This window comes from Desulfomonilia bacterium (assembly GCA_036567785.1).
GTDB lineage: Bacteria > Desulfobacterota > Desulfomonilia > UBA1062 > UBA1062 > DATCTV01.
In genome coordinates this window covers 51,609-76,599 of the sequence record DATCTV010000060.1, presented here as the reverse complement: position 1 = coordinate 76,599, position 24,991 = coordinate 51,609, and the positions used below count along the sequence as shown (strand labels likewise).

The 24,991-nt window shown below is 46.4% G+C and carries 20 protein-coding genes; 12 read left to right on the top strand and 8 right to left on the bottom strand.

Translation table 11 applies throughout. The annotated features are described in order from the left end of the window. Positions 1-11: 11 nt before the first annotated feature. Complete coding sequence (locus VIS94_15185; protein ID HEY9162420.1) at positions 12-1,154, top strand: tetratricopeptide repeat protein; 1,143 nt, start codon at positions 12-14, stop codon at positions 1,152-1,154. Beyond that, positions 1,087-1,857 (top strand): alpha/beta fold hydrolase, encoded by a 771-nt coding sequence (locus tag VIS94_15180; protein HEY9162419.1) that lies wholly within the window; start codon positions 1,087-1,089, stop codon positions 1,855-1,857. The genes VIS94_15185 and VIS94_15180 overlap by 68 nt, the downstream gene beginning before the upstream one ends. Before the next feature lie 14 nt (positions 1,858-1,871). Here VIS94_15180 and VIS94_15175 read toward each other — a convergent pair whose 3' ends face one another. The 8 genes from VIS94_15175 to glgA form a co-directional block, all read right to left on the bottom strand. Continuing rightward, positions 1,872-3,179: an NlpC/P60 family protein gene (locus VIS94_15175; protein ID HEY9162418.1), complete on the bottom strand. Its 1,308-nt coding sequence runs from the start codon at positions 3,177-3,179 to the stop codon at positions 1,872-1,874. A 199-nt stretch (positions 3,180-3,378) separates the two neighbouring features. Then, positions 3,379-3,789: a CGGC domain-containing protein gene (locus VIS94_15170; protein HEY9162417.1), complete on the bottom strand. Its 411-nt coding sequence runs from the start codon at positions 3,787-3,789 to the stop codon at positions 3,379-3,381. A 12-nt stretch (positions 3,790-3,801) separates the two neighbouring features. After that, positions 3,802-5,010, bottom strand: a complete 1,209-nt coding sequence (locus VIS94_15165) for a hypothetical protein (protein HEY9162416.1) — start codon at positions 5,008-5,010, stop codon at positions 3,802-3,804. Between the two features lie 29 nt (positions 5,011-5,039). Continuing rightward, a complete protein-coding gene (gene glmM / locus VIS94_15160) occupies positions 5,040-6,386 on the bottom strand; it encodes a phosphoglucosamine mutase (protein HEY9162415.1) in 1,347 nt (448 codons plus the stop codon). Between the two features lies 1 nt (position 6,387). Beyond that, positions 6,388-10,035 (bottom strand): SIS domain-containing protein, encoded by a 3,648-nt coding sequence (locus tag VIS94_15155; GenBank protein HEY9162414.1) that lies wholly within the window; start codon positions 10,033-10,035, stop codon positions 6,388-6,390. Next, the gene (locus VIS94_15150) at positions 10,025-13,474 is read right to left on the bottom strand and encodes an alpha-amylase family glycosyl hydrolase (protein HEY9162413.1); all 3,450 of its coding nucleotides are present in this window, start codon (positions 13,472-13,474) and stop codon (positions 10,025-10,027) included. Before VIS94_15150 ends, VIS94_15155 begins: the two co-directional genes overlap by 11 nt. Before the next feature lie 110 nt (positions 13,475-13,584). Then, positions 13,585-14,913, bottom strand: a complete 1,329-nt coding sequence (dnaA, locus tag VIS94_15145) for a chromosomal replication initiator protein DnaA (protein ID HEY9162412.1) — start codon at positions 14,911-14,913, stop codon at positions 13,585-13,587. Positions 14,914-15,209: 296 nt separating this feature from the next. Further along, the gene (gene glgA, locus VIS94_15140; GenBank protein HEY9162411.1) at positions 15,210-16,622 is read right to left on the bottom strand and encodes a glycogen synthase GlgA; all 1,413 of its coding nucleotides are present in this window, start codon (positions 16,620-16,622) and stop codon (positions 15,210-15,212) included. Positions 16,623-16,698: 76 nt separating this feature from the next. Between glgA and VIS94_15135 the strand changes: the two genes are divergently transcribed. The 10 genes from VIS94_15135 to VIS94_15090 all read left to right on the top strand — a co-directional run bounded on the left by VIS94_15135 (position 16,699) and on the right by VIS94_15090 (position 24,988). After that, the gene (locus VIS94_15135) at positions 16,699-17,136 is read left to right on the top strand and encodes a C-GCAxxG-C-C family protein (protein ID HEY9162410.1); all 438 of its coding nucleotides are present in this window, start codon (positions 16,699-16,701) and stop codon (positions 17,134-17,136) included. A gap of 16 nt (positions 17,137-17,152) precedes the next feature. Next, on the top strand, positions 17,153-17,533 hold the full coding sequence (locus tag VIS94_15130; GenBank protein HEY9162409.1) for a zf-TFIIB domain-containing protein: 381 nt from the start codon (positions 17,153-17,155) through the stop codon (positions 17,531-17,533). A gap of 18 nt (positions 17,534-17,551) precedes the next feature. Beyond that, positions 17,552-18,118 carry a LemA family protein gene (locus tag VIS94_15125; protein HEY9162408.1) on the top strand — a complete coding sequence of 189 codons (567 nt, stop codon included), beginning with the start codon at positions 17,552-17,554 and terminating at the stop codon, positions 18,116-18,118. A gap of 8 nt (positions 18,119-18,126) precedes the next feature. Then, positions 18,127-19,620: a M48 family metallopeptidase gene (locus VIS94_15120; GenBank protein HEY9162407.1), complete on the top strand. Its 1,494-nt coding sequence runs from the start codon at positions 18,127-18,129 to the stop codon at positions 19,618-19,620. A gap of 62 nt (positions 19,621-19,682) precedes the next feature. Then, on the top strand, positions 19,683-20,813 hold the full coding sequence (locus VIS94_15115) for an acetoin utilization protein AcuC (protein HEY9162406.1): 1,131 nt from the start codon (positions 19,683-19,685) through the stop codon (positions 20,811-20,813). 65 nt (positions 20,814-20,878) lie between these two features. Continuing rightward, positions 20,879-21,298, top strand: a complete 420-nt coding sequence (locus VIS94_15110; GenBank protein HEY9162405.1) for a DUF1844 domain-containing protein — start codon at positions 20,879-20,881, stop codon at positions 21,296-21,298. Further along, positions 21,295-22,800 carry a DegQ family serine endoprotease gene (locus tag VIS94_15105; protein ID HEY9162404.1) on the top strand — a complete coding sequence of 502 codons (1,506 nt, stop codon included), beginning with the start codon at positions 21,295-21,297 and terminating at the stop codon, positions 22,798-22,800. Before VIS94_15110 ends, VIS94_15105 begins: the two co-directional genes overlap by 4 nt. Then, on the top strand, positions 22,797-23,660 hold the full coding sequence (gene ispE, locus VIS94_15100; protein HEY9162403.1) for a 4-(cytidine 5'-diphospho)-2-C-methyl-D-erythritol kinase: 864 nt from the start codon (positions 22,797-22,799) through the stop codon (positions 23,658-23,660). The genes VIS94_15105 and ispE overlap by 4 nt, the downstream gene beginning before the upstream one ends. Further along, positions 23,641-23,916: a septation regulator SpoVG gene (spoVG, locus tag VIS94_15095; GenBank protein HEY9162402.1), complete on the top strand. Its 276-nt coding sequence runs from the start codon at positions 23,641-23,643 to the stop codon at positions 23,914-23,916. Before ispE ends, spoVG begins: the two co-directional genes overlap by 20 nt. Before the next feature lie 130 nt (positions 23,917-24,046). Further along, positions 24,047-24,988, top strand: a complete 942-nt coding sequence (locus tag VIS94_15090) for a ribose-phosphate pyrophosphokinase (GenBank protein HEY9162401.1) — start codon at positions 24,047-24,049, stop codon at positions 24,986-24,988. Positions 24,989-24,991 lie beyond the last annotated feature (3 nt).

Below are 24,991 nucleotides of genomic sequence, written 5' to 3'. Positions count from 1 at the left end.
TAAACCTGTGAATGATGAGAGGAAAACTTGAACAGACAAAGGCAGCGATTGAACTGATTTCAATTGAAGTTGAGAGAGTTGATGCCGAGTATAATGAACTCTGGGTAAGTTTTGAATATACATGCCCCGGCGGCGAATATAAGTCAGCAATGCCTATCCCGATAGAAAACTCGATGGACATGACAAATCACTTCTTCCGGGAACTGACAAACGAGGCAAGGCATCTCTCGGAAATGGAAGGGGATGAGAGCCTGATCACAAGTCTTGCAGTGTCCAACAAGGCTTCCACTATGCTTCCAATAAAGAACCTGTGCCAGAGGGTGGTTGAATCTCTTGATTACGACGGTGTTCTAAATGAGAGTGCTTCATATATTGACCTTTGCACATCCGGTCTTGATTTCAGGACACCTGCCAACAGCCTTTCCGTCAAAGACTTTGAAGAAAGGTTCAGAATATTCATGAGCAGGGCAAAAGATAAAATGTCCCATGGCTATTATACAATTGCTGCGGACGATCTGGAAAAAGCGAAAGTCTTATGTTCAAGCAGCTCTTTAATATTCAAACTGATAGGTATCTGCCACAGGGAACTCGGGCATCTGGATCTTGCACTTGAGATGTTTTTGAAATCCCTTGAACTTGGAGAGAATGACAGAGACACCTTCCTCTATATTGCCGAAATATATTTCTTCCTTGGAGACATGGAGAATGCAGCGGATATTCTCAATAAGGTAATTGTCAACTATCCTAATGACAGCCGGATTCTCGTTGAACTGGCGAATGTCTTATATCAGCAGGAAAAGGGCTATCTGGAAGTAATTGAAAAGGCATATCTTATCGACCCCGAGGAGACCAAGAACGCAATAGTTCAAACGTTTGTATTCAAAAAAAATGACAACAGGGATTTCAGAAGAATAACTCTGGAGAAGGCGTCAGAGATGCTTAAAATACCTTCAAATACTATAATGTCTCTTGCCGCAAAACATAGGATACCTGCAAGACAGGAACCTGGAACTGAGGGAATAATCTTTGATGAGACAGAAATATATGCCTGGGCATTGGTTTACAGGAGATTTGGACTGCTCCAGAATGAAATCGAAAGAATATCTTCTAACTTCAGGGAAACGGACGATAAAGGCCTGGCTGTACTTCCCTGAAAAAAAAGGTTTGTCGCCTGTTGTTATAATATGTCACGGCATCCCGGGAGGCAAGCCTTTGCCAGGTGACATGGGATATGTTCCATTGGCTGAATTGCTTGCGGATAATGGATTCATCAGTGTCGTTTTCAATTTCAGCGGGTGTGGTGAATCATCAGGGAATATCGATCTGAATCTATGGCATGAAGACCTTGTGAAGATATATGATCTTGTTTCGGAATTGCCCGGATCGGATAATGCGGCAATAAATATAATCGGGTTCAGTGCGGGCGGGGCAATAGCGGCAAGATTCGCCGCCCTGGAGAAGAAGAATATCAGAAGTCTGATGCTGATGGCGACCCCAGCGGATCTGTCTCAGATAATCCCTGAAGATAAAGAACTCATGGCATCACACTTCAGGGAACTGGGGCTTATAAGAGACCCGATGTCTCCTGATGATATCAATAAATGGTATTATGGTTTTACCTCACTCAAAGCAGAGAATTTTATCAGATGGCTTCCTCAGGATGTGCCTCTTTGCATCATACATGGCAACAGTGATACTGTGGTGCCTGTTTCTCACGCGGACAGAATCTATAAAGCTGCACCACATTTCCCCCAGAAGATTATACTTGAAGGAGCACCCCATCAGTTGAGGAAGGATAACAGAGTGAAAGGAATTATCCTTGAATGGCTTAAAAAACAAAAGATTTTATATGCCTGAAGCACTTATGAAACTCAGCGGATTACAGACCTGGCGCCAACGTAATTCTTTCTATAATAACTTGTATTGAGAGATTCTACTGTAACCGTATGTCCAGGCCTCGGGGCATGCATAAATTTTCCGTCTCCCACATAAATTCCCACATGGGTGATTCTCCTGGGTGCCTTTATATATTTGACGATTTTCTTGTTGGGATTCTTTTTGCTTTGGACTTTGATCTTTTTATATGGAGAAGTAGTAGAAAAGAATACCAGGTCTCCCTTTTCAAGCTCATCCTTTTTCCTGGGTATACCGACATGGAATTGTTCACTGCTCGATCTCGGGAGATTAAGCCCCAGATCCCTGTATATTTGCATAGTAAGCCCGCTGCAGTCGGTAGCGCTGGTTGAGGCCCCTCCCCTTCTATAGGGGATGCCTTTGTACGTATCCGCAACACTGATGAGCTTTTCTCTAAGTTCCGGGTTGTCGCTTATTGCTGCATCATCCGTATTGTCTTCGTATGCATCGGATTGGCTCTCGTCATCATATGAAGCAAGGAGTGTACTGCGTTTTTTCTGTGAATACGCATAACGGGAGTGTTCATTCATCTTCCTGTTTGCGAGCGTCTGGGATTTGTGACGTTTCGTTGATGCGAGCATCAGGTCTTTTTTCTTCTTCTCATTTTTTGATTTCAGAAGCTGTCTGTTCAAATCCTGTGTTTCCTTTCTGATTTTTGCCTGAACCTCTTGAGGTGCATTGAAGACCGAACAGAATGTACCATCGGCTGCTGAAAGAATATTCCCCGTCAATTCTTCGGGATTCATACCCGGGATTGCAACGATGTTTTCCTTGATTTGTTTATCAGGTATTGATGATTTCGTTACGGATTCCTTTGTGGCTTTTGAATCAGTTCCAGTAATGAAAGGTTTAATCGATATGGCTTTTCCAGAATAAATAACTTTTCTCTTTGATGAGGGGGAACTGTATCCTATTTCTATAATGAATGGTTTGCCGGTTTTCATTCTCAGGTCAATTTCATCGCCCGGTCTGATCCTTTTGAGGATATTTTTATCGACATTTTTTGAAGCATAAAGTGCATCGGTCATGGAAACGCCCTGACTGGTAAGGACTGTGATAAAGGTGTCTCCTTCCTTTACCTGGTATGTAATCTTACCTGGTACGATTCTGGCTGCTGTCGAGAATGTTTGTGTACCGGCGCCACCATTAATATATTTATGATTTGAGGCAGGCATTGCATTAACCGCGTCAGGCAGTGCAATCAGTATAAATATTATATTTATTAATATCAGCCATCCGAAGGACGGCGTCTTTGTTCTAATCACAAATAACCTCCAACAGTGTTTTATGATTTACTAAACAATGTAATTCAGAAGATCATAAAATACTTTTCTCTATATACCCATGATATGAATATAAGTCAAATTTGGAGAAAAAAACCAAATAAATCAATAGGATGACAGAAAAAAGCCCTGTCTGAAAATAGTACATGAAATACCTTGTCTTATAAGCTTACCACAACAGCTAACCTTGCCTGTAAACACCTGCCGCCCTTTTCTCCTGCGCCTTTTTTGAGATTACGGTATCGCAGGAGAAGCTCAGTCCGGTTTTATGTATCAGTTCCTTGATATAGTCCAGATGGGGGCAGGCTGGACCATGATAGTTGTCTTTGGTCATACAGCTGGCAAGTTTAACCAGTATCTCGTGGGCCTCGATGCCATCGGACTGTTTGGCCTTTCTTCTAAGAAGGCTCAGCTTCCGGTGTATTGCCCTTCCACAGCAGCCGCCGCAGGTGAAAGACAGCTTTCTGACATCATTTGAAAGATCAAGGTTTTCAAAGCCCCCTGTTTTTGTTGAGAATGCCCTGTCGCAATAATATCCGGGGCATCTTTCATGAACTATATGACACTGGATGATGGCTATCAACTTTATCATGAAAACCTCTTGTTAAGATAAAGCCGGCAGAAGAGAACAAACACCGGTTTCTATTGTATGTGTTATGGATGAGAGCCAGGAAATACCAGCCCTGACAGTGTTTTCATCAAGAGAGCGGATAGAAGCGATATAATCCGAACTGTCATCTGGCAGGCCGGAAAGAAAATTCCGCATTAGATTTGTATCACCTGCCAGGTCTCTGAACTTGTTCAGGTTGTCTTCGATTTCAGGCCACCTCAAGTGAAATTCTTCCTGTTCTCTGATAATACCAGACAGATGCTCTTTTTTAAGAAGCCTAAGACTTTTGACTGATTCCGGGATCTTTTCAGCAAAGGCTTTAAGCCTGGCAACCCGCTCATCCAGTCCAGAATCTATTGCCTCAACGGATGCCTTCAACAAAGGTTCGGTAAGGAATACTGACCTGACTTCAGTGTACCATTTCCTGAGTGCAATAAGATTGGCGATATAGGATATGTTATTCATAATCTTCCGTTTTACTTCGAAATAGGCCCCTGGGATGAAAGAAGATTCTTTAGCTTCAGCTTGTGTGCCTGCCACCAGCATGCCGTCCGCCAAGTCATTTCTGTATATAATGCCTGCAGCTATTGTCGAGCCGAAACCGATACAAGAGGGTCCTACAAGACCTCCCTGGCCTCCAAGAAAAATAGGCCTCTCTCTGAGAAAAACACCTCTGGGCACATCGCCCAATAATGAAGCGGTTGCCTTGTCCATATTGGGCGTGAAGTTGAAATGTATATATGAGCTTCCGACTTCGCTGTGGTTTTTTCTGCTCGTGCCACCTGCCATCATACAGTCACAGAAATTGATGAGGCTGCCCAGCGTTACGAATGGGAAAAGTATCGTCTGTTTAAGTCCGACGGCATGTGCCGCGTTAGCCTCTTCTTCCAATATAGTAGCCTCGCGTACATGAGCGCCAGAACCCATAGACGATCTGTCAAGGAAAACCGCATTCTTGAAATACCCGCCTTTCAGCTCCACACCACGGCCTATCGAACAATTCTCTAAGCTTGCGGGTGCCTCCTGCCCCAGTTTTGTATCTTTTCCTATATAGGTTTTTCTGCCCGATATCCTACAGCCGGGATATATTGTCACACCTTCTTCGATACGATCAGGGTCAACATCATCCGATATGTAGACAGTTTGAGGCTCGATTATGATGATGCCCCTGTTGATCAGGTTTTTTGAAATTTTATTATCCATACTCCTTGATTTTTATCCTTATTTGCGTTTCAGCCGATTGTGGCCCTTACAACTGCGGCAATCATCTCGCAATATTTGTCGGTCTCTTCCTTTGTCGGACCCTCGACCATAACCCTGCACATCTGCTGTGTGCCGGAATAGCGCACAAGCACCCTTCCTTTGTCGCCCAGCGCTTTTTCCGCCAGCTTTATGGCAGAGACAATCTCCGGTACTGTCTCAATATCGGGTTTGCTCTTTACGGTTATATTTATAAGCTTCTGTGGAAAAACCTGCATCACGCCAAGACCTGAAAGCGGCCTGTTCTCTTCCTTCATCACACGTGCAAGCTGCAGAGCCGCTATGATTCCGTCTCCTGTCGTATGATGATCGAGGAAAATGATGTGCCCGGAATCTTCGCCTCCGATTATTGCCCCCTTATCAATCATCTCCTCAAGGACATACCTGTCGCCTACATTTGCCTCGATGTGAGATATGCCCAGTTCCTTAAGTGCAATTTTGAATCCCAGGTTGCTCATAACTGTAGTAACGACAAGATTGTTTTTCAGTTTATCTTGTTGTTTCAGGGCCTTGGCGCAGATCGCTATCATCTGATCACCCGTGAGGACGTTGCCCTTTTCATCAACCGCTATCATCCTGTCCCCGTCGCCGTCGAATGCGAATCCGGCCTGCGCCCCTCTCCTTACGACCTCTTCGGCCATTTTTTCAGGATGCTGCGAGCCGCAGCTGTTGTTTATATTTCTTCCGTCAGGCGTGTTGGCCAGGTTGATTACCTCTGCGCCGAGTTCGAAAAAGACCTCTGGCGCCACCCTGTAGGTCGCACCGTTTGAGCAGTCCAGAACAATTTTCATGCCTTCAAGGCTGAGTTCAGAGGGGAATGAATTTTTGATGAAAACGATATACCTGCCTCGTGCGTCGTCTATCCTGTAAGCCTTGCCGAGTTCTTTAGATGGGCTTCTCAACTCGTTAAGACTGTCCGAGAGGATCAGGTCTTCGATTTCAGCCTCTTTATCATCAGGCAGCTTGAAACCGGTCTTAGAGAATATCTTGATGCCGTTATCCTCATAAGGGTTATGCGATGCCGAAATTACGATGCCCGCATCCGCACGCATGCTCTGTGTGAGGAATGCGACGCCCGGTGTAGGCATGACGCCTATGACTAGGGCATCCGCACCCATGGAACACACGCCTGAAACGAGTGCGTCTTCTATCATATAGCCAGAAAGTCTGGTGTCCTTTCCGATGACTATCCTGGGCGTATGTCCTTCCTTCCTGCATGTGTATGCTATGGCCATACCGACTTTGAGCGCCACTTCGGCTGTCATGGGGTATGTGTTTGCAACCCCGCGTATCCCGTCGGTACCAAAGAGTTTTCCCATTTCAGATCTCCTTTTTGATTATGTCGGCAATAACCTCGGGTGCTTCTCCGAGCAGCAGTTTTACAGGCAGATTTCTTATGAAGTCATCCCGCCATGCAATGTTTTCTTCTTCGAGCATGTTCATGATGTCGCCTAGTTTTTCTCCCAGAATCGCCTTCTTCTTTTCGATGTCAAGCGCGGTTTCAAAGTCTACATGGAACAGCACAAGCTGTTCAGGGATCAGGTTCTGGCCCAGAAGCGATATTATGACTATGGATGCGCTGTCTGACTTGCCGCTTCCTGCATAGATTTCGCGGTTCTTTATGATGGCCCTTTTTGTTCCCATCAGTGGTGTTCCGGCATCCGCCCTCGATTTAAGACCGGCCGCCACGCCCCCTTTCTTTTCCAGCATCAGTCTGGAAGAATCAGTCGGCATCCCGTCAATATCAAGGCCGGTTATGCTGTACAGGGCAAATCCTTTTACAGAGTTGACCGCGGGCTGGATTCTCTTTATGGCGAGTATATCTTTCTGAGTGATGTTTTCTGTCGTAAATCCGAGTGAGTAGAGGGAATCGAATATTACCCCTTTCAGCGTCTCGATCTTTCTGCTTGTCCCCACGGTTACTGTCTTTGCCTGATGCCTGATGGCATCGACAGGTCTCGCAAGTTCGTCGATGGCTTTGCCCAGTGTTATATCGAGCATCTCTATGGGTGAAGAGGCCTTTCTCCCCTTGAAATCCTTTCTGTATTCTTCAGGGGCTATTTTGCCTGTTGCGTATTTGAGCAGCAGCGTAAGATCGGTCGCCGTATCCACGTTAAGACTTGCCAGGTGGCCCGCACCCCGCCATTCATTGAATTCCCGGGCAAAGTCATCTACAACCATGTGAAGATCCCTGTCCGCCATGATTTCGAATATGGACAGGCCTTCTTCTTCATGTTTTGCAAGGACATCGGACAGCTTTATCCTGAAGTCCCTGAAATGACCTGCCTGTTCATCCAGGCTTAGTGCTGCATAATAACCCCAGATATGACCTGCCAGCGTATTCATGATGACTGATAAAGGAAATGAAGCCTTGGGCACATTGAAGACATGATCAGCAACATTGTCGAAACGCCTCTCGTCTTCGTCTGCTATGACAACCACCTTTGATGCATGCGCCTTGAAAATGGCGGAATCCTTGACGATGTCCTCAAGCACGATATCCGGGCTCCCAGCAGCCATGACAAGTATAAGAGGCTCGGCTGAGAGGTCGATATGCTTCTTGTCTTCAATAATATCCGATGAGATTGTCTTGTAGCAGAGTTCGCTCAGCTTTATCCTCACCTCGTCGGCCGCCACCTTGTTTGTTCCGCTGCCGACGACAGCCCAGTATTTCTTGAGCCTCACCAGATCCCAGGCAGTTTTTTTTAAATCTTCCATCCTTGCAAGCACCCGGTTCATAAGCGCCGGAGCCCTGCCAAGGCCTTCAAGCTCCCTGATGATATCCGCATCGGGGATGGCATTCAAAAGCTTGGCTAAATACAGCGTCAGGACATAACCAGCCGCTATCTGGGAGTAGAATGCCTTGGTCGATGCAACCGACATCTCGATGTCCCGTCCGTCGCTTGTGTATAATATTCCATGGGCTTTTGTGGTTATGTCCGACTGCCTGCGGTTTACTATTGCAAGGACAAGGGCTCCTTTATCCCTTGCCATGGTTACGGCTCTGTTGGTGTCGGTGGTTGTTCCAGACTGTGTAACCGCAATGACAAGCGACCTGGCGAGGTCGTCGTCCGCTGCGAATCCGCTGAGGTCGGTTGCCTTTTTCGCCTGAATATTGAGGTTGGTATTCTTCAGGTAAACAGCCATTGCTTCTGCTATTGCGGTCCCGGCAACGGCTGCCGTGCCCTGGCCTATTATATAGATATTCCTGATCCTGCCTTCGAGCAGGTCCTGTTTCATTTTCCGTGAGACGACTTCTTCCCCCAGGTTGAAATTTACCGTACCACCCGATATTTTATATTTACCCCTGAGGGTTTTTCTTACAGAAGACGGAGAATCCGTTATCTCCTTGATAAGGAAATGTGGATGCATGCCCCGGTCTATGTCACGTGTTGTAATCTCCGCCCTTTTGATGTTTCCTTTTTCGAGGGTTATGGGATGGCCGTCATAATACAGGGCCTCGATTCCATAAAGGCCCGGTCCCTTATCGTTTGAGAGAACGAATATCTGACCTGATGAGGCAGGTTCGCCTTCCATGCGGGGGCTTTCTCCGTCCAATTTTAAGAATACGGGTGTTTCTTCAACAATACCGTAGACTTCGGAAGCGAAGGAATACTGGTTATCCGAAAGACCCACGAAAAGCGCCTGACCGCTTCCATGAAGAGCCAGGTACATCTTTCCCGGTTCCAGATTCGATTCCATTGCAATTGCATGGGACCCAACAAAAGAGGATACGGCTTTCCTGAACGCCTCTTTCAGGGTGCAGCCGTCAAGGAGGTGTCTTTCTATCTCTACCGGTATGGCCTTGGTGTCCGATGTCACCCTCGTATCCAGGAGCCTGCCTGATGCCTCGCACCGGGATTTTATATCAAGGTAATTGTCGATATCACCGTTAAGCGCGACGTTGATGAAGAACCTGCCGCTGCCGTATGCAGGATAGGTCTTGTCCAGTACGACTGTACCGGCCGAACAAAGTGTGCAGTTGTTCACCGGGTGGCAATTGGGTATGTTAATTGCGCCCACTGAAGCCCACCTTGTATGCGCCAGATACATCTCATCATTACCGCCCGCAGCAAGGAATTCTTTCAATATCTGGTCCTGCGAGATGAATCCTCTGAGTTCCCTGCAGTTCCTGCCGAGTTCGCCGGTGATGGATGCGGTCTTGTAGGTAAAGGCGGCAAAATCGTCTGAAATGTTTATTGAACGGTTCATAAGCTCACCGGCTGCGCTTCTTTCGAGGAATTCCTTGTCAAGGCCCAGGGTCTCCAGTTTTTTTATAATGCTGTCCATTGAGGACGGTTCCATTCTGAAAGCGATCTGTACGCCTGTTGAATCCCTGCCCCTGACCTCGAGCCTGTCCATTGCATTAAGAATGGAATTAAGTCGCTGATATTTGCCGAATTGTGAAAGACTCGAGATATCTCCACACAGGCCTGCAATTTTTTCCTGGTTTTTAAGGAGATCTTCCTTGAGTCCCCAGAGGATATCTTTGAGCCTGATAAGGCGGCTTGAAATGGTTTCAAGGTCTGATACAGGCATTTCAGGCGCCATTGATTCGAGGAACTGCTCCTGAGAGCCTATAAAGCTGTCAAGTTCGAGGGAGAGCTTTTTCAGACTGTTGAGACGGCCGTCTCTGTTTATTTCAAATTGCAGCCCTGTGTCCTGTTTCATTGAAAAGAGCATCCCTTCGAGCTTGTCGAGCGTATCGGGAATTAAAAAATCCGAAAGCTTGGAGCTGTCCAAACCCATGGAGAAAATCTTTCGGGTAAGTGAGGAAAATTTTTCGGGGATCGTTTTGTCGGTTTCAGCCCCTTTTATGGCAAGGATGCCAGCCAGGCCGCAGTTCAGCCTTTCAGGTTGAAAGGGGAAAAGAATTATTGATCTTGCCGGCGCATTTTCAGGCCTGCAACCGATATGAATATTATATGATAATAGTGTCTTTAAACCTGATACAATCTTACTTGTCATTACCATCATCTCCGAAGGGTTTAGAAAGCAGTTTTATCAACCAGGCCAGACGGTACGATGATTCTTCTGCAGCTTCCACCAGCCTGTCAAGGGTTCTGAAAATATCCTCCGACGCATTCTTCTCTTCGGGATTTTGCTCGATCTTCTTAAGGGTGAATATATAAAACAGCCAGGTGGCCAGCACCTGATAAGATTCTCTGTTGAACCATTCTATGTCATTATAGATGTTTATGCCCAGGAGTGATCTGACATCACTGTCGGTGATCAGTTCAAGGGTGATTTCCGGAAGGTGCTCAATGATGGGAAGGGACCTGTCTTCTTCGGAACACAGGATTTTAAGGAGTTCGATGGCATGATCTCCGTCAACGGAACACTCGTCATGTTCCGAAATAAGTTCCTTTATGATTCCTGAGAACAACATTTCATCAAGCAGAAGTCTTGTGCGTCTGCCGGTGCTGCTGTCGGTGAACAGGGCCCCTAGGTTATGGATCATTGCCCAGACAACGGCAAAGCAGAGGGCCCCTGTTTCCGTGCATGTCTGCAGATTGTTCATGAACGATTTTTCCGAGATCAGGTCTTTGTTTTCAATGACCAGCCTGATTTTATCAGATGTCTTCCTGATGACATTATCCGTATCTGGTTTTATGCTGGTTACCTTTCTGATTTCTATGATGAGCCTTTCGAGTCTTTCTTCGAATCTCTCGAGTTCGGCATGCAGGTCTTTGCCGGTCGCATTGATGAGGAGATTCAGGTTGTTGTAATTTATCAGGCTTCTGAAGGCGGAATGTATATTCTCAAGGTAAAGGTCTTTGAACACCGCCTTTATGTCCGGCACTCCCCTTCCCGAGAGGTACCTTTCAAGCCTTGCATAGAGTCCGTCGGGATAGTCCTGAACCTCCTTGAAATCCAGAAAAATATTGGACTGGAATGCCCCCAGTTGTACGCTCAGTCCATTGTCGGAAAGTTCCTTGCCGCTCCTTATGTATTCAAGCGAGTTTCTGTAATCTTTAAAAATATAATATATGTTGGGATGGTTTTTAAGCCTCAAGCCTTCGGAGATCGTTTTGTGAACGATATTTCTCTTTCCCCCTGCATCGATGTTAATGCCGACGGACCTTCTGACATAACCCCTGGCCTCGGCATATCTGTTGTTATAGATGATTATTGCGCGCTCATCGTCTGCCATGTTCGAATAGGCGAACACATCCTCGTTTATCCATCCGCTGGGGCTTACGACATCGTACAATACGAAATTTTCCACACCGCTGAAGAGGTGTCTCTTTTTCAGAAGCGGGAATATTTCTTTTTCATGCCTTGATATAAGATCATTATCCGGCTGTTCGTCCCTGTAGGCCCTGCGGTATTCCATGCCGTACTTTTCCGAATAGCCTTCTACCTGGCCGTGGCCGAACATGGGAAGGCCGGGCATCGTGACCATAAGCAGTGCGATGCCGAAATACTTGTCACCCTTGCCGAACTGGACTACGGCCGACTCTTCGTCGGGGTTGTTCATGAAGTTCACGAAACGTCTCAGGATTTCGGGATTGAACCTGAGCACGTTTTTCATCACGTCCCTGTATTTACTGTTTTCCTCATTCTTGAGCATGTTCATGAACGCACTGTTATATACACGGTGCATGCCCAGACTTCTTACAAAATATCCTTCCATGAGCCAGAATGCCTCGGCCAGCAGAAGGGTGTTCGGCGCCTCTTCTGCAAACCTGTCGACAAGCTCTCGCCAGAACTCTTTCGGGAACATCCTGTTGAACTCGTCATTCGAAAGTCCCAGCCCCGCCCTGGAAGGGATATCCCCCCCCATGCCCGGGACCGGATACCACAGGCGCTGAAAATGTTTTTTCGCGAGCGTCATTGCCGCATCGAATCTTATGACCGGAAACCTCCTGGCAACATCCAGGGTAAGGTCTATCACGGCCTGCCTTACCTCATGCTTCAGATGGTCGAGCTGAGCCGTATCGTTCCAGGGCATATGAGTGCCGTCGTTTCCATGATAGATGTATCTTACGTTTCCGGTTTCTCTGTCGACACGTTTGAAGACAACTGCCGCATCTGTCCTGCTCCAGTAGCCGTCTTCTATATACAACTCCACCCTGGGGTCATCGGAAAGGTTGGGGCCGGTGAACGAATAGGAGGGAAAAGGCGGATAATCAAGCTGTATGAACCAGTCGGGATGCTCTATAACCCATCTTGAATATATGCCCATATGGTTTGGCACCATGTCCGTGGCGAGCCTTATGCCGAAAGTCCATGCCCGTTCTTTAAGGTTCCTGTAAGCTTCTTCACCACCGAGGTCATTTGAAATGGTATAGTCATATATCGAATAGGCCGATGCCTCGGCCTCGGGATTCCCGGTCATCTGCTTTATCTTCCTGGAGGCGGGACTCCTCTCCCAGACACCGATCAGCCAAAGTCCGGTGAATCCCCAGCGTGAAAGCCGTTCAAGCTCTTCATCGGGAATCTGATCGATACGGGATATGTTTCTGCCATACTTGGCGGACAGCTGGTTAAGCCAGACATAGGTGGATTTGGCCATAAGGACGAGCCTTGGCATCCAGTCTGTATCGGGGGTGAACTTCTCGATTTCATCAAGCCCTGCCGTCTTAAGCCCCGGGCCTGACAAGCCTTCATCTCCGAAAGTGAGGATCTGAGTGGGTCCGGGACCTGAAAATCTGGATTTTCTTTCCTCTTTTATCAGGTCGATACCGCCCAGTACCCTTATCAGAAGGTCTTTCAGCAGTTCTCCCCAGTGCGTTTTTATATACTCAAGCTGACCGTAGATGGAATAAGGTGACGCGGTCTGTGGTTCTTTCAGCATCTCGACAAGGGGGTTGTTAAACGGTCCGAATCCGGGTTGTGTCCTGAAGAATTTTTCGATTTCGTCGATTATTTTCCCGTATGCGGTATCTTTGAGCGGTGAATCTTCAAAAAACTCCATGAAAGGGACGAATGCGGGATTGCTGTTTGCGAGAGATAGAAGCAGAATTTCCTGCAGGGTGATGTGCGTATTTGGTACACCATCTGTTGAGAGCTTGAGATAATCTTTAACAGAGACATTCCCCTTATACACATCTGCCGGCGGGAAAAGTGCGGTGAAAGCCTCAAGACATTCATTAACATTTTTTCTGCCGACTTTTTTTGTTATCCAGCTGAATGCTTTTTCAATCGAATCAGGGTTTACCGATTGCCTGTAGATATCAATTACATGATGCAGGGCTTCATCGATAAGACCCAGTGCATAAATGTCGCCTGTACTGAAAGAAGGCGGCTTACTGGCCTCATTCCTTCTTTTCTTGTTTATCCTCTCGGTAAACTGTCGGACGCCCTGGATGTTTGCGAATATTACGTTGCCGGAAGTGGAAAAGAGTGTTTCATCAAATTCGAACTTGTCTCTTGCAGCTTTAGAAATGTGGAATTCAAACATAAGCTCTCCCGGGGGCTATCTGTAAAGAATCAGCCACAACAACCCACAATATATCTATGGAAAAAACCCTGTCTTAGTCAACAGATTAATCCTGATAGAAAATCCGGTAACTAACCGTCGAGTTTTTCAAAAAGAAAATCAAGCTCCTTCCTCGTTTTCAGGTTGTTCTGATATTCGGATTCCATGACCTCAAGGCTGTGCATGACAGAGGTATGTTTTCTGTTGAATGCGTTTCCGATTTCCTGAAGAGTATTCTTTGTATATCTTCTGCAGAAATACATTGCAACCTGTCTGGGGTATGCCAGCTCCTTTTTTCTTGATGGAGATATCAGTGCTTCCACGGTAATCCCGAAATGTTTTGAAACGAACTGCAGCAGAAAAGGTATATCTATCCTTGATTTGCGTTCAAGCGTTCCTTCAAGTATCTCCCTGGCAAGTTCGATTGAGATGCTTTTCTTCATGAATGTGCTCATGGCGCAAAGGGTGAGGACAGCACTTTCAAGCTCTCTTATATTCGTATCTATATTACTGCTTATGAAGTCAACGACATCATCGGTTAATGCCATGCCTTCCCTGATTCCCTTTGCTCTTACGATTGACGCTCTTGTCTTGATATCAGGCCTCTTTATATCAATGAGGAGACCGCCTTCGAATCTGGATTTCAGAGATTTCTCAAGGTTGGGTATATTGGAAGGCGGCCGGTAGCCAGAGAAGATTATCTGGGTGCCCGTATGCGCCATATCATCTATCAGGCCTGAGAGTTCCATCTGGGTCTTTTCCTTGGAGCCCAGCATGTGGACATCATCAAGGAAAAATATATCAGTTTTCCCCCCGCGGTATGCCTGTCTGAACTTGTCCATACACCCGTTTCTGCTTGCAAAGACATACTCCTGCGAGAATTCCCTTGCCGATGTAAACTTGATTCTTGCATTCGGTCTGTTCTTTGCGATCCTGTTGCCTATTGAATGTGCGATATGGCTTTTCCCTAGCCCGATATCCGAGTTGAAATACACCGGGTTGTACCTTCCGATGCCGTCTTCCGATACTGCGACTGCCACTTCATAGGCAAACGAATTGCATTTTCCCACGACAAATGAATCGAATGTGAACCTGGGATTGATGCCGAATGTCGAGCGCAGCATATCAGGAGAAGGGAGCATCATCTGTACCGGTCCGGGCTTTGGTGAGGGCAGGGCGTTAGTCCCGGCAGAGATGGTATATACAATATTTACCGGTTTGCCTGCCTGTGCTTTCAGGCTTTTTGAGATAATATCCTGATAATGGCGTTTTACATGCTGCTGCACAAATGAGCTGGGGCAAACTACCAGCACCTCATCATCATTTTCCTTTAATTCAAACTGGGAAATGAGGGCTCTTTCAGGTGCCGTTGCTCTTTCTGCAATCGAGTCACGCAACTTTACAAGATCAACATTAAGCACGTATTTCCTCCAAATATAAATAATCAGAATATCCCCGAGAACCGCAATTTCAGAAAAGTGAGTTGATGATGCTATCTGAAAAAATAAAAATCAAACCTTGGAATGTTTGATTATGAGGACATATTGCATAAATAAAAAAAGCCAGTTATTACAATAAGATGAATTGCGCGATGGCGCAGAATCAGATTTTCTCAAGTCGTTCCGGATGCACTGTCAGGTTACGACGGCTGCGATATATTCGGGGTTTTTCAACAAATTGTAGATAACTTTTCAGCTTTGAAATGCTAATGAAACCTTCAAAAACCTTTGATTTTATTATAAAGCTCAAAATATTCATTTGCCGGATTGTCCCATGAGACATTTGTATTCATGGAATTTGTAATCATCTCTTCAAGGAGGGACATGTTGCTGTTATAAATTTCGATTGCGTATCTTGCCGCACCCAGAAGCGAGGCATAGTCGGGGAATGTCACCCTGATCCCGTTTGGAAGGGGGCCTTCACCTGCCGCGGTAACGGTGTCGGCAAGGCCGCCCACGTTTGTTACAATCGGGATCGTACCGTATCTCAGGCTTATCAGCTGGTTAAGCCCGCAAGGCTCAAATCTGGAAGGCATAAGGAAGAAGTCGCTTCCCGCCTCGATCAGGTGCGCCAGCGATTCGCTGAATCCTATATGAAGGCCTATCCTGCCGGTATATGAGGAAGCCAGACTTCTAAGCCTGTTCTGAAGCCATTCTTCGCCGCTGCCAAGAATGACAATATGTGCATTTCCTGAAATTTCGGGAATAATGTCAGCAACAAGATCAATGCCTTTCTGGCTTACAAGCCTGCTCACTATGCCGAAAACCGGTGCATCGAATTTATCATCAAGGCCGAAATGTTTTTTAAGCTCGGATTTGCACTTCTTTTTGCCGCTCATATCCCCTGAATGAAAATTTGCCGGCAGCAGCCTGTCGGTTTCTGGATTCCATTCCTCGATATCTATCCCGTTGGTTATTCCGTAGAGGTTTGCGCTTATTGAACGGAGGAGCCCGTCGAGGCCGACGCCAAATTCAGGAGTCTGTATTTCCCGGGCATAACTTCTGCTGACCGTGCTCACGGCATCGGACAGGACAATGCCTGCCTTCATTATGTTGATTCTCCCGAAGTATTCCATGCACGATGGTGTATAAAAATCGCGGGGAAGAAGCAAAATGGGCCATAACGAGGTGTCGAAATTGCCTTGATAGGCGAGGTTGTGTATCGTAAACAGGGTTGATATGCCCTTGATTTCCAGGGCCTTCAGATACGCGCTTGCCAGAGCGGTCTGCCAGTCATTGATATGCATGATGTCTGCTGACAGATGGCAGGCCAGTTCCACACAGGCCCTTGAAAAGAAGGCAAATCTTTCAAGATTGTCCGGAAAGTCGTTGTTCTGATATGTATACAGGCTGCTTCTTAGGAAATGTTCATCGTTCTCAATAAAATAAACATGCTCATGCCTGTATATGCCGGCGGTGGCAAGACCATAGCCCATCGGGAATAGAAGGTCGGTTACATGTTCAGTTTTAATCCCCATGTTTTTTATGCTGCCGTAGTATGGCATCACCGACTCGCAGTCTATGCCTTTTGATCTGAGCGCTGCAGGCAGCGCCCCTGCAACGTCGGCAAGTCCGCCGGTCTTGGCGTATGGCGCCACCTCGGATGAGCAGAACAATATCTTTCCAATCATGAAAAAAGGAGTATCATAATAGATGCTTAAGAGCGAGTTTAAACAGAAGTCTTTTTACATACAGGGGGAAATGGAAATGAGCAGACTGGATGATGCCGAGAAATTGTTCAGAGACGGGTTCAACTGTTCTCAGGCAGTGCTTTCTGTCTTTGCCGGGGACATGGATATTGAGGTTGAAACGGCATTGAAGATTGCCTGCGCCTTTGGCGGTGGAATGCGGCTGGGCAATACTTGTGGCGCCGTAACCGGCGCACTGATGGTGATAGGCCTTAAATACGGCAAATCAAAGGCTGAAGACAATGAAGCCCGGGACAGGACATATGCGCTTGCAAAAGAGTTCCAGGCCGCTTTCAGCAAGATCAGAGGGTCCATCATATGCAGAGATCTTCTCGGATATGATTTAAGTACGCCTGAAGGCTATGAGGCGGCTAGGGAAAATCTTGCTTTTATTAAAATATGTCCGGGGCTTGTTAGGGATGCAGTCGAAATTCTTGAAGAAATCATTAAAAAATAAAACCGGTGATAGATGAATGAAATGTCCCTGCTGTTCGAATGTTCTTATAACACTTGAGTTCGAAGGGTTTGAGCTAGACAGATGTTTTGAATGCCGGGGCATCTGGCTTGATTCAGGGGAACTTGAATTCCTGCTCGGCGCTGAAACCGGAAATGAGTATGTGAAAACCATGAAAACCGCTGTTACCTCCGAGAAGGGTAAAAAGTGCCCGATTTGCTCGGTAAAAATGGCTAAGATGACCATTGGTTTCAAGAATATAATTTTTGACAGGTGCAGCAGTCACGGTATCTGGTTTGACAGGGGAGAACTGGAAAAAATTCTGAACGAGAATTCTGCGGATAACTCGGGTATACTTGTCAATATGCTTCAGGAAATGCTTTCAGGCGATAAATCATAGAAAAAGAGGGAGGGGAATATGACCGGTTTCACCATTTTCTTGCTTATACTGCTGGCAGTTATAGTTTTTCTGATCCTTTATATAATCGGCATCTATAACGGCCTGATAAGTTTGCGTAACCAGGTTAAAAATGCATGGTCACAGATAGATGTGCAGCTCAAGAGACGACATGACCTTATTCCCAACCTGGTTGAGACGGCAAAAGCCTATATGCAGCACGAAAGACAGACTCTTGAGGCCGTTACAGCAGCTAGGTCTGCAGCAGCAGGCGCGAAGACAATAGAGGATATAGGCAGAGCGGAAGGTGCGCTGACAGGAGCCCTTTCTAGATTTATGGCGGTTGCCGAGCAATATCCCGACCTCAAGGCCAACCAGAATTTCCTGGCCCTTCAGGAAGAGCTGTCATCCACCGAGAACAGGATAGCCTTTTCAAGGCAGGCCTATAATGATGCCGTTCTCATGCTTAACAACAAGGTCGAGATGTTCCCGTCAAATATTATTGCCGGTTCTTTTTCTTTCAAGAAGGAGTCCTTCTTTGAGATTGAAGATGCCGTCGAAAAGGCAGTGCCTAAAGTCGGATTCTGATTTATTAAATGTTCTGGCAGATAATAGCAGCGAATAAAAGGAAGACGGTTTTCCTCGTAATCCTCATGGGCGTGCTTCTTGCCGCTACCGGCTATGCAGCGGGTATTCTGTTTTGCAGCTTCCACGCGGGCTATGTTTACAGCGTAGAGCCCGAAAGCCTGGCGCCTTCAAGTGATACTGGTGTCATCGGTATTGCGGTTGCACTGATTATCTGGCTTGGGCTTCTGATAGCCGCATTTTTCGGTTCACAAAGTATATTTCTCGGGCTTACGGGTGCAAAAGAAATAAGCCGAGAGATGTATCCTCAACTTTTCAATGTCGTCGAGGAAATGAAAATAGCGGCTGCAACAAAAATGCCCAGAATATTTATTACTGAAGATACATCTCCCAATACTTTTGCCCTGGGAAGGGGTCCTGAAGACGGTATAATATGCGTTACTGCGGGTCTTCTGGCAATCTGCGGAAGGGATGAGCTTCAGGGCGTAATCGCCCATGAAATGGGACATATCATAAACAGGGATGTCCTCTATATGGGTGTTGCCGCAACAATGCTCGGGGCAATAACCTTCATCGCCGATACATTCTTCAGGTCCACAAGGTATATACCCGTAAGGCGCTACAGGTCATCAGGGAGCGGAAAAAAAAGCCCGGTGGAGACATGGCTTCTTATAATTGCCTTTGCCCTGATGGTGCTGAGTCCGATACTCTCCCGCATTCTGTATTTTTCCATATCCAGAAAAAGGGAGTTCCTGGCGGATGCAACAAGCGCAAGGCTTACCAGATACCCGGAAGGGCTTGCATCGGCACTCGAAAAGATAATGCTGTCAGGTTCCGGCATAATCGAGGCGCCTAAAGCGGCTGCCCCGTTTTATATCGTCAACCCTTACAGGCGGAATCTTGACGGAGGGCTGTTCGCGACGCACCCGCCTCTGAGGCAGAGGATAAAAACTTTAAGGTCAATGGCTGCCGGGGCAAGCTATAAGGATTATGTCAAGGCCTACTGGGGTGTAACAGGCACACACAGAAACCTCATACCACAAAAGGATATGCAGCTCGGGGAGAGGGTTGAAATAAGGCAGCCTTCTGCTGAAAACATACCCGGCTTTTCCTCGATTGAAATGAGGAAAAAGGCCGGTGACATAATCAGGGCAATTAACGGGTTTGCATTCATAAACTGCAGCTGCGGGATGAAAATCAAGACTCCTCCCGATGCCGGTTCTGGCACGATTGCCTGTCCCCGGTGCGGGCAGGTCCATAAGATACCTGATTCAGGCGATAGAAATCCGGAGAACGTAATTGATTATTCTTCTGCAATGGGAGCTTCGTCTGAAATAAACCGGACGGTGGACAAACTTTCCACACCTCAGATGGTGAGCCGGGACAAAGGCAACTGGCAGAGTGTTACATGTATCTCGTGCGGCAGGGAAATGCAGATTTCCCCGGCGTTTAACCTCGATCACACAAAATGTGCCAAATGCGGGGCAAGGATTGACTTTGCATGAAGGGAACATTTCTGTTTTGTAATAATATTTATTTAATATATACTCATTAAAGCGAGGAATTTATGAATTCAGTTTTCCTGTATACACCTAAATTCAACGAATATGATTTCGGGGTAAATCATCCTTTCAAACCGTACAGGGCCAAGATGGTCTATGAGATGTGCTACAGGTACAACCTTTTCAATGAACCGTGGATAAAGGTGATTGACCCGTGTTCAGCGACCGTTGAGATCGCCCGTTTATTCCATACTGAAGATTATATCGATGTCCTGAGGAGCGCCAACAGCGGCCATTTTGATTTCAGCATGATGGGATACGGTCTGGGGTCGGGGGACAATCCTGTATTTAAAGGAGTGTATGAGCTCGCAATGGCCATGCTCGGGGCAACAATGAAGGGTGCGGAGATGATGGCCTCGGGCGAGGCTGATATTGTGTTTAATGTCAACGGCGGACTTCATCACGGTAAACCGGCCTATGCTGAAGGATTCTGTTATGTGAATGATATTGCTGTGGCAATTAATTATCTGCTTAAGCATGGCTTTAAAAGGATCATGTATGTTGACCTGGATGCGCATCACGGAAACGGCGTGCAGGATGCGTTCTATGATACGGATGAGGTACTGTTTCTTTCTCTGCACCAGAGCGGTGATACTATATATCCGGGTACAGGCTTTGAGAGTGAAATGGGTGCAGGTAGAGGATACGGATATACCGTAAACGTCCCTCTACCTGAATATACCGATGACGAAGCATATGGCCGCGTATTCGATGAGGTTTTTCATCCGCTTGTCAAGTCATACGGACCTGAGCTGATTGTTGCCCAGATCGGTCTGGATACTCTCAAAAAAGATCCCCTTACAAATCTGCGCTGTACCAATATCGGCTACACCCGGATTATCAGGGAAATAAAGGATTCCTGCCCGAAAATCATGGCGCTCGGTGGAGGCGGCTACAACATAGGAGATTCTGTGCGAGGCTGGAGTCTTGCATGGTCAGTTCTCAACAGACTGGAGCCGCAGGATCAGTATGAAGGTATTATAAGCGGCAATTTCAGTCACGCCCATCATGAGGGAAGCCTGTATGATGAACCATATAATCTGTCTCCAGTGCTTAAAGAAGCCGTAAATAATTTTATCAATGCAAAACTTGAATTTATAAGAAGCAATATATTTCCTATTTTGTGTGCCGGGTGAAAGGCTTGACATAATCTCCGATTGACCTTAAATCATGCAAAACTGCCATACCAGGGAGGTTTTAAATGGAAGAACAGAAAAAAACATACAGCTTTGTTGATAAAAGAGGTGAGAACAAGCCGGAGGAACCGGCAAAAAAGATTGATGAATCATTAAAAAGTGAACCGCAGAAAACAGAAGAGAGTCCTGCGCCAGAGAAAAAGTCCGAAACACGCTATAATCAGCAGGATATCAATATTGACCTCTCAACCCTTGTCATGAGTTTTGCTACAAGCGCTATAGTGGCAATGGGGAAGGCCCCGGACCCTCATACCGGTCAGGTTTTTCAGGATTTTACCATAGCGCAGCAGAACATAGACATCGTAGCTTTGCTTGAGGAAAAGACCAAAGGAAACAGGACGCGCGAAGAAGACAATCTCTTTGAAGGTGTTCTTTATGAATTAAGGATGCTTTTCGTCGAAGCAAGGAAAGGGGGAACAAAATGAAGAAAAAGGTCCTGTCTTTAAGCATCATTGCAATTGTTGCGGTCTGTTCGGCCATAATAGGCATGATGATTGCGACATCGTTCAAGCTTCCTGCAATAGGAAAGGCTGCAAATTTCTGGGAAGATGGCGATCCGAATACAAGCCCGAAGGTCATTATGCCTTCGCTGAATTCCCTGGCCCAGGAGCTTACCCCTTCTGTTGTCTATATAAAGACTACGAAGGTTATCCAGCAGAAAGACATAATGAAAAAATACCGTTCGCCGTTTGGCGGAGGCCCGGATGATCCTTTCGAGGATTTCTTCAACCGTTTCTTCGAGGGAATGCCGAATACTCCTGAAAAGCAGGAACAGAAGAGCCTGGGTTCCGGTTTCATTATCTCAACTGACGGGTATATCATTACAAATGCGCATGTAATTGACGGTGCCGAAAAGATCGTCGTGTCTCTGAATGACAAAAAGGAATACGACGCCAAACTTATCGGAAAAGATACGAATACGGATATAGCACTTATCAAGATCAATCCGGAAGGTAAACTTCCTGCAGTGAAGCTCGGGAACTCCGATATCCTTAAAATCGGCGACTGGGTTATGGCAATAGGAAATCCATTCGGCCTGAGCCATACAGTGACAATAGGAATCGTAAGCGCAAAATACAGGATTATCGGTGCTGGCCCATATGACCAGTTCATTCAGACAGATGCTGCAATCAACCCTGGAAACTCGGGAGGGCCGCTCATAGACATGAGGGGCCAGGTTGTAGGTATAAACGCCGCCATCGTCGCATCCGGACAGGGTATCGGTTTTGCAATTCCTATTAACATGGCCAAGGAAATACTGATGGAACTAAAACAGACGGGTTCTGTAACCAGGGGCTGGCTGGGCGTAGGAATTCAGGAAGTGACGCCTGAAATCGCAAAAGCCGTGGGGCTTAAAGAGCCTAAAGGCGCAATGGTAACAATGGTCTATCCGGGTGACCCTGCGGCCAAAGCGGGTGTATTAAAAGGTGATGTCATAATCTCCGTTAACGGTTCTGAAGTCAAAGATCCATCGGCTCTCACCCAGATGATAGGCACGTTCAAGCCAGGCTCTAAAATAACCATTGGCGTATGGCGCGGAAAGAAGGAACTTAAGCTAGAGACCAAGCTGGAAAAAAGGACTGATGAGCATATTGCAGCACTTGGCAAAGAGGGCGGGGACAAAAGTGTACCGGACAAGGAGTCGAAAGATTCTCTTGGTATTACGGTAAAAAATATTACTCCTGACCTGGCCAAAAGACTGAGGCTTGATGACATTAAAGGTGCCGTTGTTGTCGACGTTGATGACAGTAGTCCTGCATCGGGGATAATCAAGAAAGGCGATGTCATAAGAGAGATCAATTACAAAGCCGTAGATACGGTGGATGATTATCTTGCTGCCGTAAAAGGCCTCAGAAAGGGAGATTCAATCCTGATGCTCATTATCAGGGAGGGAAGGTCTCAGTATCTCGCGTTTGAAATCAAGTGAGGGTTTTAAGCCCTGCAAAGATAAATCTTTTGCTGAAGGTTACAGGCAAAAGAAATGATGGGTACCATGAGCTTCTGACGCTCATGGTGCCTGTGAATTTTTTCGATACCCTGTATCTTCAGAAGGAGATAGAGGGCATTGAACTCGATGCCCCAGATTGCGGATGCTCATCTGTTGACAACCTTGTGTTTAAAGCCGCCGGTCTGTTCAAGCTTAAAACGGGATTGAAAAATGGCGTAAGGATAAGGATAGATAAGAATGTCCCGTTTGGCGCGGGTCTCGGTGGAGGCAGCAGTAATGCGGCCCATGCTCTTGTCGCACTGAATGAATTATTCGATACAGGTCTGAAAGAGGATCAGCTGTGTCAAATGGCCCGGGAAATAGGAGCTGATTGCCCTTTTTTCATACATGGAAAATCCGCGCTGATGGGTGGCAGAGGGGACATGCTGTTGTCCGATGTTTTGATTGAAGAGAGGGTTTATCTTCTTGTCATCCCGCCGTTCGGAATTTCAACCCCAAAGGTTTTTTCTAAGTATAAGATGTCATTGACTAATAATAAGGATGTGTTTAAAATAAAGGACATAACTGAAGAAAGTATTGCACCGGAGAATTATTTATTTAATGATCTTGAAGTTAGTGCATTTGAGTTGCATCCGGAACTTAAAACAGTTAAAATGGATTTAATCCGTGCAGGTGCCCTCGGGGCCCTGATGTCGGGAAGCGGTTCAACTGTTTTCGGGGTGTTTGAGGATGCCAGGCATCTCGAGCATGCAATGATTAAGTTGAGAAAACGAGAGGGGTATAAATATATACCCACAACTAGAACACTGGGGGGAGTCAATGGAGATTACAGAAGTTAAGGTTTTTCCGGTTCAGAATAACGACAAATTGAAAGCTTATGCATCAGTGGTATTTGACAACTGCTTCGTAGTCAGGGATTTAAGGGTTATTCATGGTGCAACCGGACTTTTTGTTGCAATGCCGTCCCGAAAAAGGAAGGACGGTACATTCCGTGATACCGCCCACCCGCTCAACATGGAAATGAGGGACATGATTGAGAAGACAATCCTGAACGAATACGAAGAGAGATTAACCGACGACGAGGTTCAACAATAAATTTGCCCGACTTGCTTTTTATATCACGAGTAGGGATGTCGTCTTAAACCAGGGCATAAGTTACATATCTCATTATAGGTGATTGAGATATTATCTTTCCGATCACTTATAATATAATAGGAGCAGAATCATGATGTCTGATATCCGGGTATTTGGCGGGAATTCTAATAGTGCGCTTGCTGTCAGTATATGTGATATTCTTGGCATTAAACTTGGCGAAGCCAGGGTGCAGACTTTTTCTGACGGAGAGACCGCTGTTGAGATTAACGAAAGTATACGCGGTAAAGACATTTTCATAGTCCAGTCGACATGTCCGCCAAGCAATGAGCATGTAATGGAACTTCTTATCATGCTTGATGCAGTTAAAAGGGCTTCGGCAAGCAGAATAGCCGCTGTAATACCATATTTCGGTTATGCCAGGCAGGACAGGAAATCATCAGGCAGAACCCCTATAAGTGCCAAACTGGTGGCAAATCTTCTGGAAACCGCCGGTGCTCACCGTGTGCTTACGATTGACCTTCATGCAGGCCAGATTCAAGGGTTCTTCGATATTCCTGTGGACAACCTTTATTCGAAGCCGGTCATGCTGGAGTATATAAAAGAAAATTATCCGGAAAACATCATCATCGTATCACCGGATGCAGGGGGCGTCGAAAGGGCGAGGGCGTTTGCAAAACCTCTTCGAGCAGACCTTGCCATCATAGATAAGAGAAGGGAAAGGGCCAATCAAAGCGAGGTAATGAACATCATAGGCGATGTTAAGGGCAAGACCTGCATGCTTGTTGATGACATGGTCGACACGGCCGGCACTCTCACCAATGCAGCCCGAGCGCTTATGGAAGCAGGGGCGAGCAAGGTTGCTGCATGCTGTACCCATGGGGTTTTGTCAGGCCCTGCAATAGACAGGCTGAACGCTTCCCCGATAGACGAACTTATTGTTACCGATACTGTGCCATTGAGGGACAATGCAGCTGGAAACAGCAGGATAAAAGTAATTTCTGTGGCGCCTATCCTGGCCGAAGCCATACGGAGAATCTATACAAATGACTCTGTAAGCGCCCTGTTCATGTAGAGA